General features: G+C 62.4%; 12 protein-coding genes and 1 pseudogene. 4 read left to right on the top strand and 9 right to left on the bottom strand.

Annotated elements, in window-relative coordinates; genetic code table 11:
• A pseudogene (locus GGR43_RS23430) lies at positions 1-184 on the bottom strand (hypothetical protein); the annotation flags it as partial.
• A 421-nt stretch (positions 185-605) separates the two neighbouring features.
• Between GGR43_RS23430 and GGR43_RS22845 the strand changes: the two are divergent.
• From GGR43_RS22845 to GGR43_RS22830, 4 genes are read left to right on the top strand one after another with little or no spacing between them, the layout of a single operon-like run.
• A complete protein-coding gene (locus GGR43_RS22845) occupies positions 606-980 on the top strand; it encodes a type II toxin-antitoxin system RelE/ParE family toxin (protein WP_013041565.1) in 375 nt (124 codons plus the stop codon).
• Complete coding sequence (locus GGR43_RS22840) at positions 977-1,303, top strand: helix-turn-helix domain-containing protein (RefSeq protein WP_006964370.1); 327 nt, start codon at positions 977-979, stop codon at positions 1,301-1,303. The genes GGR43_RS22845 and GGR43_RS22840 overlap by 4 nt, the downstream gene beginning before the upstream one ends.
• A gap of 32 nt (positions 1,304-1,335) precedes the next feature.
• Complete coding sequence (locus GGR43_RS22835; protein ID WP_136957508.1) at positions 1,336-1,545, top strand: hypothetical protein; 210 nt, start codon at positions 1,336-1,338, stop codon at positions 1,543-1,545.
• A complete protein-coding gene (locus GGR43_RS22830) occupies positions 1,538-1,837 on the top strand; it encodes a hypothetical protein (RefSeq protein ID WP_013041567.1) in 300 nt (99 codons plus the stop codon). The genes GGR43_RS22835 and GGR43_RS22830 overlap by 8 nt, the downstream gene beginning before the upstream one ends.
• 20 nt (positions 1,838-1,857) lie before the next feature.
• Here GGR43_RS22830 and GGR43_RS22825 read toward each other — a convergent pair whose 3' ends face one another.
• The 8 genes from GGR43_RS22825 to GGR43_RS22790 are packed head-to-tail and all read right to left on the bottom strand — an operon-like array spanning position 1,858 to position 9,608.
• A complete protein-coding gene (locus tag GGR43_RS22825) occupies positions 1,858-2,970 on the bottom strand; it encodes a transglycosylase SLT domain-containing protein (RefSeq protein WP_013041568.1) in 1,113 nt (370 codons plus the stop codon).
• 2 nt (positions 2,971-2,972) lie between these two features.
• The gene (gene trbL, locus GGR43_RS22820) at positions 2,973-4,688 is read right to left on the bottom strand and encodes a P-type conjugative transfer protein TrbL (protein WP_026149856.1); all 1,716 of its coding nucleotides are present in this window, start codon (positions 4,686-4,688) and stop codon (positions 2,973-2,975) included.
• Positions 4,689-4,698: 10 nt separating this feature from the next.
• Positions 4,699-4,941: an EexN family lipoprotein gene (locus tag GGR43_RS22815; protein WP_019053956.1), complete on the bottom strand. Its 243-nt coding sequence runs from the start codon at positions 4,939-4,941 to the stop codon at positions 4,699-4,701.
• 9 nt (positions 4,942-4,950) lie between these two features.
• Positions 4,951-5,706 carry a P-type conjugative transfer protein TrbJ gene (gene trbJ / locus GGR43_RS22810; RefSeq protein WP_022675885.1) on the bottom strand — a complete coding sequence of 252 codons (756 nt, stop codon included), beginning with the start codon at positions 5,704-5,706 and terminating at the stop codon, positions 4,951-4,953.
• A 25-nt stretch (positions 5,707-5,731) separates the two neighbouring features.
• A complete protein-coding gene (locus GGR43_RS22805) occupies positions 5,732-7,099 on the bottom strand; it encodes a TrbI/VirB10 family protein (RefSeq protein WP_026149855.1) in 1,368 nt (455 codons plus the stop codon).
• A gap of 12 nt (positions 7,100-7,111) precedes the next feature.
• Complete coding sequence (locus GGR43_RS22800; protein WP_019053953.1) at positions 7,112-7,885, bottom strand: SPOR domain-containing protein; 774 nt, start codon at positions 7,883-7,885, stop codon at positions 7,112-7,114.
• A 2-nt stretch (positions 7,886-7,887) separates the two neighbouring features.
• Positions 7,888-8,871 carry a P-type conjugative transfer protein TrbG gene (trbG, locus tag GGR43_RS22795; RefSeq protein ID WP_006964392.1) on the bottom strand — a complete coding sequence of 328 codons (984 nt, stop codon included), beginning with the start codon at positions 8,869-8,871 and terminating at the stop codon, positions 7,888-7,890.
• A gap of 17 nt (positions 8,872-8,888) precedes the next feature.
• Entirely contained in the window at positions 8,889-9,608 is a 720-nt protein-coding gene (locus GGR43_RS22790; RefSeq protein ID WP_006964394.1) for a VirB8/TrbF family protein, read from the bottom strand.
• Positions 9,609-9,728: the final 120 nt, after the last annotated feature.

Below are 9,728 nucleotides of genomic sequence, written 5' to 3'. Positions count from 1 at the left end.
CCATGGGCATGCTCAACCACCATTTCGCAGCAGCCGCCTGATCGGCGCAGAGCGACAGCCTACCTCTGACTGCCGCCAATCTTTGCAACAGAGCCACCTCAACGAGTATCGCAAGAGCTTTTTCCATGAACTCTAGGGCAACCGCTTTCTGTTGCTCTCGATAGATATTGGAAGAATCAACCATAGCCTAGTCCTCCTTTCGGTCGCTGTAGGGAGGACGATGACTCAACAATAGGGAAATTGCACGCGCAACTAGGGCCAGATTGAGCAGTAATTTTATTACAACGGCAAGCAGCCCTCGCCTGCCCGGACAGGGGCGGCGCGTGGCATCGGCTAGATTGTTTGTTGGTCTTCCGACGATGGCTAGTCCTTGCGGGCCATCGTCGGAAGTGGACGGCCGCACAAATTGGGGGGCGTGGGCCGCGCCGGGCCTCTAGCATAAAATTACGGCCCTGCATCCCCGGCGTTGATACATTCGTCGCGCAGGGCGCTCGATTGAGCCGCCCCGATCGCGGTCGCCTCAATCGGCATAGCGAGCTGGCAATATGCACATACGCGCATAATTTCCGCTTGCGGGCTATGTATATTTGTGCATAATAGCCGCGATGGATACGGAACGGCCGGTTCGATGGGTGGCATCGTCAAAGCGCGATTTTCGGGAGTTCCCGGACGATGTGCAGGACGTAATGGGCTATGCCCTGCACCTTGCGCAGCAAGGCGGGCAGCACGCCAGCACTAAGCCGTTGAAGGGCTTTGGCGGCGCTGGCGTGGTCGAGATCATAGACGACCACCAAGGCGATACGTTCCGCACGGTCTATACGGTCAAATTCGCGGAGGCGGTCTATGTCCTGCACGCCTTCCAGAAGAAATCCAAGCAGGGCAAGGCCACGCCGCAGGCCGATATGGATTTGATCCGAACGCGGCTGAAATCCGCCGAGGAGCATCACCGGCAACACCAGACCCCGCGAGGCACAGCATGAGCGCACAGGACGAAATCATTGAGGAAGGCAGCGGCAATGTCTTTGCCGATCTAGGCTTTGCCGACCCCGACACCCACCTTTTGAAAGCCCAGCTCGTTACCCGTGTGGCCGAGGCCATGCAGGAGCGGAAGTTGACGCAGATCGCCGCCGCCAAGGTTACGGGATCTACCCAACCGGAATTGTCGCGCATCCTGCGAGGCCAGTTCCGCAGCGTCTCGGTTGAGCGGCTTCTAGCCATGCTCACCCGGCTTGGCTGCAAGGTCGATATTGTCGTGCGCCCGCAGGGGCGGACCACTGAATCGGCCGTGATCCACTTCGCCTAATGTGCGATGATTTCGCGCAAGCCCGGCTCGATATGTTCGAGGCCGGGCTATTCGGCCAAGGGCCTGCCTTCTGGCGCTGGATCGAAACCGACGCGGCGCAACCCTATCTTGCCGCTTTCGCCGCCGATCGACGGCCGCCCGAACCCGGCGAACCCTTCGCTATCGACCTTGCGGCCGACGACTTGCTTGCTCCCGATCGCCTCGCCCAGCTCGCCCTACAGATCGAGGCCGACCATGCTTGATCCCAATCCGTCCGTAGCCGACCTTGACGCATTGCTAGATCGCCACCGCAATGACGATGCGGCTATGGAAAAGATCGTTCGCGGGTATCTCCGTTGCGCGATCTACAGCTATCAGAAGCATTGCGTTTGGCGCGCCTTGCGCCACATCGGCAAGGACGATTGGAGTTTCAAAGAGGAAGACGTTGCCGCCTTGAGGGCCGAAGGCGCGAAATCCATTTCGGACTTTCGAGACTGGCTCATTGAGGAGCTGGCCGGGATGGGGATCAGCGCCCACACCGGCTTGCCGAATTGAGCGCCTAGCGCGCCGTCGCTTCAATTGCTGGCGGTGATTGTGCGCGGAATAAATCGCGGGTCCGCCGTGGGATCGGTAGGCGAAGGATGCAGCATGTCGCGCCGGAAATTCACCGCAACGGAAATAGGCGCGGCGTTCGGCCGAGCCGCCATGACGCGGGCTTGTGGAGCTGGCGCAGCCTCATAGCTGGCCATCGGCTGCACGGCCGCCGAGGTTAGGCCCCCTACCCCGCGTTCCGCTCTGGCGACGACAATTTGAGCGCGATCGAGCGGCCGAGTCTGATCGCCGGTATAGAAAGCCAGATGCCAATGATCGGCATGGCCCCGGTCCCCCGGCCCCAGCAGCTCCGCCACGCGAATACCATGTTGCGCCATCACGGCGCGGATTTGCTCGCGCGTGATCGTGTGCAGCCCGGCACGCGGCACGAAATCCACCGCCTGCCCATATTTGTGAAAGCTGTTGGCGGCCCCGTAATTGGCTTCCAGCGCCCGCCACGTATCGGTTATGCGAGCATTGAACGCAGCGGCCAAGATCGAGGCGACATAGCCCGCCGAGGCGTCGGCGCTGCCTTGGGGCTGGACGATCGCCGGTTGCGCCGCGAGCTGGCCCCCGCCCGTCGCGTCGGCCGCCGTGATCGTGAGCGGGATCGAGGCCGATCGCGCAGCAGGAGCGCCGCCGCTTACCGGGATGCCGTTCACGCTGTAGGTATTATAGCGCGAGGAAAGCCACGCCTCCCAGCGCGCACCTTTCGCCATAATCAGCGCCCGATAGCGGGCATTATGGACCGGCGTTCGGGAATGATAATTGGCAACCCGCGTCCACAGGTCGCCCTTGTCATCCCGGATATGGTTTCTGATACGCCATGCAGCGAGGTTGTAGGGATAGCACCCCGCCGCAAGCACATATTCGGGCCGGATGCCGTAGCGTGCCAGCGATTGAATATAGCTGGAATTGAGCTGCATCGAGCCAAGATCGGCGGTGTTATTGGTGTTCTGGACGCGCGCGCCGGGCCGACCGTTCTCTTGTTCCGCGACCGCCAGCATGACGTTCGCCGGAATGTTATAGCGCAGCGCCGCCGCGATCGAGCATTGCACCCGTTCTTCTATGACAACCGGAGGCAGATCAGCGGCCATGATTAGCTGTCCCCCCTTCTCTGGACGAAGGCCGCAACTTCATCCTCTGGCGTCTCCATGTCGCCCGCATCACGGGCGGCCGAAATGGTATCGCCCGCGAATTGCGCCGTGGGGGGTGGCGATGAATCGGACGAGCTGGCGGGACTGCCCGCGCCGGTCGCGGGAGCGAGCGTTTCACTTCCCGACGATGCCGAGGCGGCCGACGCGCGGATATTGGCCGCCAGTCGGCCGCCCACCGTATTTCCCACCCGCTCTTTCAAAGCGCCCACCGCCATACCAGCGGCAGCGCCGCCGAGGATGCTTGCGGTTTTCGCCGCACGGCTAAGGCCGGTGCGTTGCGTGCCGCCAGTGTCGCCACTTTCGGGCGCGCCTTCACCTTGCGAGCTGGCGGAGCTGGCCTCCCCCTCCCCCGCAGGCGAGCCACCGGCAGCGCCGCCGCCGTTGCCGTCTTCACGATCGGCCGCCTCGCTACCCGCAGCGGCGCTTGCAGCCGTGCCGCCGCCCGCGCTGGCGGCTTCCGAGCCGCCTTGAAGGCCGCTGTTGTCATTGGCCGGGGGGGAACCGCCATCGCCGCCCATAGCGACGCTAAGGGGCGTGCCGCCGCCCCCACCGCCACCGCCGCCGCCGTTATCGCCGCCTCCCGGCATGTCGCCCGCCGACGAAAGCGGTTGCCCGCCTCCCATGCCGGTTTGGCCGCCTTCACCACCGCTCCCACCAGCGGCAGCGAAGGCGGCCTTGATCGCGCTGGCTCCACCCGCAGCGTTCATCGCGCCAGCAGCGATCATAGCCCCACCCGTGGCCGCCGCCCCAGCGGCCATCCCGGCAGCACCCAGCGCGGCCCCTGCCCCAAAGGCTCCGATACCGCCCGCCGCGTGGATCGAGCCGCCGCTTATAACGCCCCCGACCATCGCGGGAACCTTGTTTACGAGCGCCAGAAGGACGACCGCGAAGACAAGCATGGTCCCTAAATCTTGGAGAGACGAACCCTCGCCCGTTGCGGCATAATATTGGTCAAGGAAGGTTTTGCCGACGCCGACGATAAGAACCATCGTCATCAGGGACGCGCCCACCGCGACCACCGTTTTGAAATAGTTCAGCGCAATATCGCTGGTCCACCGCGCGCCGCCGAAGCCCAAAAAGATAACCCCGGCATAGGCGAGGACATAGCCGGAGGCCAACAGCAGCAGCATATTCACGCCGACGAGAGCCAAAACAATCAGGATGCCCAGCGAAACCAAGATAGAAAGAGCGGAATCGACCGGAGTTAGGACGCTGGACGCTTCGACAGCTTGGCGGAAAATGTCGAAACCAATGTCCACAATACCCGATGGCGCGAGATTGTTAGGCAGGCCGGATGCCTGCGCACCCAACGAGCGCAGCCCTTCAATGATCGCCAAGCCGATCGCCGGGCCGTTGATGAGCAGCCACCAGAAGAAGCCGCAGAAGATGGCGAAGCGAATTGCTTCCGAAGCAAATTCGCCAAGATCGGCGCGGCGCAACGCCATTACCCCGAACGTCCAAATGAGGCTGACCGCCGCTAGTGTGCCGAATAGAATTGTCGCGTGCATTGTGAAGACGCTCGCCCACGCCGCCGCCATGCTCTTATATTTGTTCAGAACATTATCGAGCATACCTTGCGATTGCGCATAGGCGGGAGTCGCGGCGAGCGTGAGCGCCACCCCCAAGGCGGACAGGTGTAGGCGAGCCAGAGCCTTCATAGTGCTATCCTCAATTCTGATAGGTTCCGATCGGCGTCGGCTTGGTTTCGTGCGCTAGTGCGCTGCCCGCTTCTTGGCACTCCGCGTCGGTTTCGACGCCGGATTTGCATCGGGCGACCTTCTCGCGGGCTTCGTCTAGGTGTTGAGAGTAATAGAGCATCGTTTTCGGTTCGGACTCGGACTTGCCGCAGGCCGCGAGAAGAAGTGTAGCGGTGCAGCAGGACGCGGCGATAAGTTGACGCAATTTCGGCATGGGCTTTCCTTAATTCTGATAGGTTCCGATCGGCGTCGGTTTGGTTTTCCGCATTGCGGCCGATGCCTCTGTTGCCGCAGCATCGCGATCGAGCTGATATTGCGATTGAGCCGTCAGCGCGGCGCTTTGCGCGAGCAGGACGCCGCGAATTTTCTGCAACTCACTGGCTTGTTGGGCCGCAAATTGATTGGCGTAGGACAGGGCTTGCATTTGCCCGCTCGCACCCGTGGCATTGGCCTGCAACTGGTCGAGGCGCTGGCCGTCAGACGCAAGCGTTGTCATGGCGCTGTTGATGCCGTTCATAGCGTCGGCATTTGCGGCCATCTGGCTTGTCGTGCGGGCGCGAGTAGCGGACAGAGCCGCCGCGCGCTGCGCCGCCGTGCAGTTCCCGAACGTGCAAGCATTGGTCTGATAGTAAGACGGATTTTTGAATTGATTCATGTAGGTGTTCACGTCGCCAGCTTGACGAGCGAACGAGCTGATTTGATTGACCTGCCCTTGGAGGCTGTCGATCGTTTGCGTAGCCTGCTGCCAGAGCTGGACCGGCGCGCCGACCGTGTTCTGAATCATATTTTGGTATTGCTGTAGCTGCGTCTGATACTGCTGGATTTGCTTCGCCACCGTGGCGACGTTTTGCAGCGCGGAAACGGTTGTCTGGCGGACGTTCGCAACGTCGATAACCGAGATTTGCGCATTGGCGGACGGGGCCGCCAGCGCGAGAGTGATCGCCAAAGAAATTTTAGCGGCTAAAATTCGAGACTTCATTTTGCTTGCTCCCTTTCATCTGGCGTCAATAATCGAATGAGCGGTAAGGCTTTGAAAATGTGAGGTCTTTCACGACGACCACATTGAAGCGGAAGCCGGGCCGGATAATCAGCGTGGGCGATATGTTCAGATTGCGCTCAATCATCATCGCCGTGGTCTGTCCGAGCTGCTGGCCGAGAGCTTGGCTAAGGGCTTGGCTGGCGGACATGGTGCCATTGGCGTTGAGGCCGGTTTGCGGCTGACTAAGGGTTACGCCAGCGGTCACACCAGACATGAGCAGAGCGGAGCCGAAGATACGGAACCAATGCGCGTTCACTTGGTCATGGAACCCGGCATAGCCCGCGCTGTCCGACCCCGGCATAGCGCCAAGGTCGATCGCCTTGCCGTCAGGAAAGATGATCCGTTGCCACGCGATGAGCGCGCGCGTCTGCCCAAAGACCGGGTTGGAATCATACGCGCCGACAAGGCGGGAGCCTTGCGGGATCAGGAGATAGCGGCCCGTCGCGGTATCGAACACGTTTTGGGAAACTTGCGCGACAATCTGCCCCGGTATTTGCGAGTTGATGCCGGAGATCAGCGTGCCGGGAATTACGAAGCCCGCGCGGAGCTGGTAGCGGGAGGGCGCTTCTACTTGGCTGTTCGAGGCCCAGCGATTGCCACCCGCATTGTTGGCGAACTGGCCATAGTTGGCAGGCGGGCGGGCATTGGCGGCACCCTGCCCGGCTCCGGCTCCTCCCCCGGCCACTTGGTTTGACAGGGCCGTAAGGGTGGCAATGTCGGAGGCCGAGGGCTGGCGGCCCTGCGCCATTGCAGCGGCCATTTGCTGTTGCAGGGCGACGAGCTGGGTTGCCGGATCAGCGCCGCCACTCATGCCGCCAGCGCCAGAGGATGCCCCATTGCGGCCGTCCTGCCATTTCAGGGCGGTAGGAGAGCGCACGGCGCTGCCAAATTGGGCAAGGCGTGCTTCGCGTATCGCTTCCATGCGTGCCCGGCGCAGATCGGCCGCCGTGGGGCCGTTGGGTTGCGCTGGCGAGGCGGTGACGGTTGGCGGCGCATTGGGATCGACCGGCGCGACCGGGATGCCATCGGCAGGCGGCAGCGGGGGCGCGTTCGCCATGACTTCCGCAGCACCGCTTGGAGCGGTCCCCGCAACCTTGTTCGCAACATCGGCCGAGCTTTGACCGACAGCCGGTTGAACCTTGGTCGCTGCATTGTCCGAGGAGCGATCAATCATAATCGACACCACGATGGCGATGAACAGCGCCACAATGCCGAGGACGATCAGCAGCGGCGCATTATTGACCCTGCGAACTCCCGTCACCAAGCGCCCGCTGTTCCCGTCCGCTGCACCGCCCGGCGAGGCTTCCGGCGACATGCTATCAGCATCAGACATAAACCTATCCCCTTACCCGGCCTTGACGACGCCACAGCGCGCGGCACGGATGCCCTTGCACTTGGCGCGCGCCGTCGCGCTGGATTGAAACTGTCCGAATTGGATGCCGTGAGAGCGTCCGTTTTGGACAAAGCGCGGCGTCACGCTCGCCCACGAAGGGCGAAGGCGCGCCGTCGCGCGCCAATAGGCGCGTGCTGCGCTTTCGGAGGAGAAGCCCGTCAGGCTGACAGACCACGTTCCGGCCTCTGTTCCATTGCCGCCGAAGCCGGGTTGCGTGCTGGCGACGGGCGACGGAACGGGAGGAGGTGCGGCAGGCGCTACGGGCCGGTTCGCCCGTTCGATCAGCTCCGGCGTTGCGCCGGTCAGATCGAGCGCCCACCCGGCAGACGGGTAGATACCCTTTTCATCCACGCCATAGATGCGGGAGAAAGTTTGCGCGCCGACCCGCAGCGTCACGCGGTAGGAATCGGCAATTGGCTGATCGACGTAATAGCGCAACGGCGTGGCCGCAGGATCGGGCTTCACGCCCTTGCCCGCCTCAATCACCGCATAGCCTGCTTGGCGCATCGAGGAGCGCAAGCCGTCACCATAGGCCCCGCCCCCGGTAGTCGGGATCAGCACCCGGCTAATCGCAGGCGGGTAGAGTTTCACCAGCTCCGCCACGGAATCGTCAACGAGGGCTTGGGCCTGATCGGGAGGAGCCGGAACGGCGAAGCTGTCCCGGTGCGAAACGCCCGCGCAGCTCGTAAGCAGGAAAGCCACTGATACAAAAATCGCACCGCGCACGATCAGCCCCCCCTTGTGATGGTGACGCGCTCTTGGCGCTTGCCGACACCGGAGATGAGGACCGCTTGGTCAAAAATCTGATCGACAATGTAGCGGCCATCTTGGAGCCGGTAATTGACGATGGAGGTATCAGCCGCCTTGGAGACGCTGCCCCCGGCCCGGACGATCAGCAGCGATGGCGCTTCCGTCTGCTCCATCGCGTGCGGCATTTCGATGATGGTTTTGACGCCATCATTGTAAACCCGGACGGGCTTCCAGCGTGCGCGGCCGTCAACGCTATAGTGGAAATCGAGATTGGAGAGATATTCGCTCCCTCCCCTGCCCGTCCCGCGCGCGCCATCGGGCACCGCCATCGTGTTTTCGGCGCGCGCCGTGTCCGATCGAGCGCGGAAAGCGGCCCATTTGGCTTGCGCTTCATCGGGATAGGTGAACGCCACCCGCGACATGAATTGCGTCCGGTGCGACACCAACCGGATATGGTAGGTGCGGCGATCGGTCGTCACGATCAGCGTTGTATTCAAGTTCGCATCGAGCGGCTTGATGATAAGATGCTGGGTTTCGTTCGGCCCGGAATTGGAAACGGCCGGTTCGATCAGCCAGCGGGCGCTATCGCCCACGTTGACCGAATTGATGTTCTCGCCCGGCTGCAACTGCACATCGCAGATTTGCAGCACAGCACAGACCACGGAGGGTTCGGAGGTGCCGAAGGCGAACAATACCGCGCCTTCGGTGCCCGGCACCGGCTTGATGCCTTCGGCGCTTTCCGCCTGCCAGCGCCGCGCGATCGACAGACCCTCGCGCTGGGTGCGCGTCAGGTTCGGATTGCGCGGGCTGATATAGGCATTGGGATCTACTTGCGCCCCTCCACCGGCAGGCATGGGCGCGTTCGCGGGCGGCATGTCGTCGGGAAGCGGCGGGCCGTCCTGCGCGGACGCGATCGAAGGCAGCGCCGCGAGGGCGGCGGCGAAATAGGCGATCTTCTTCATGTTGATTGTCCCTCCCATCAGAGTGTGCGCGACCAAGAGAAATCTTGGACGAACACGCCCAAGGGGTTTTGCTTAATTTGTTCCTCCGTGGTGGCCGAGCTGGGCGGCGCAACGCGGATCGTGACGAGCGCGCGCATTTTCGCCGGAGGCTGGATAGGCTGGCCTTGCCGATCGCGCTCCGTCTCGGTCCAATCGACCTGCCAAGAGGTCTTGGTTTGCTGAATTACCGAGGCGATTTCGACCGACACGGTTTCCCGCGCCGCGCGGGCGAAAGGCGTATTGTCGGGATTGCCGTTGAGATAGTCGGTCATCTTTGCCAACGCCGGATCGTTCGGCGCGAGCATCCCATAGACCCGGAAAATGGCTTGCTTTTGGAGTTCAACGTCAGCCGTCACCATGCGGGCCGACTGGATGAAGGAGCCGACTTGCGCTTGCACCACGCGCGCATCGACCGGCGAAGCCACATCGGCCCGCTGGGTCGCTATCGCGTCCCCCAGCGAGTCCACGCGGACCACGTAAGGGATGAATTTCGACTGACTGCCAATCGCTATGATGCCGCCGACAGCGGCGAGGACGATCAGCATCGAAAGGATTGCCATAGTCTGCCACAAGCGCCGCGAGGCAGCGATGCCGCCCACATGCTCATTCCATTGCCGCCGCGCGTTCAGGTAGGGGTTGGGATCAACCGGGGCGCTTTCCGCAGCTCGCCGCCCCCGCAGCTTGTCAAACAGACTCATGCAGCTTCTCCGAGGTATAGGGGGCCGGGCTCTGTTGCAAAAATCGTGAAGCTTGAGCATGCTTGGCGGAGATTGGACGGACGGAACGATGACGGATTTCAAGTGGCGCCATTTCCAGGG

Origin of the sequence: Sphingobium jiangsuense (assembly GCF_014196495.1) — a bacterium.
Classification (GTDB): domain Bacteria; phylum Pseudomonadota; class Alphaproteobacteria; order Sphingomonadales; family Sphingomonadaceae; genus Sphingobium; species Sphingobium jiangsuense.
The sequence above is the reverse complement of the archived record's forward strand: the minus strand, read 5'-3'. Positions and strand labels throughout refer to the sequence as shown.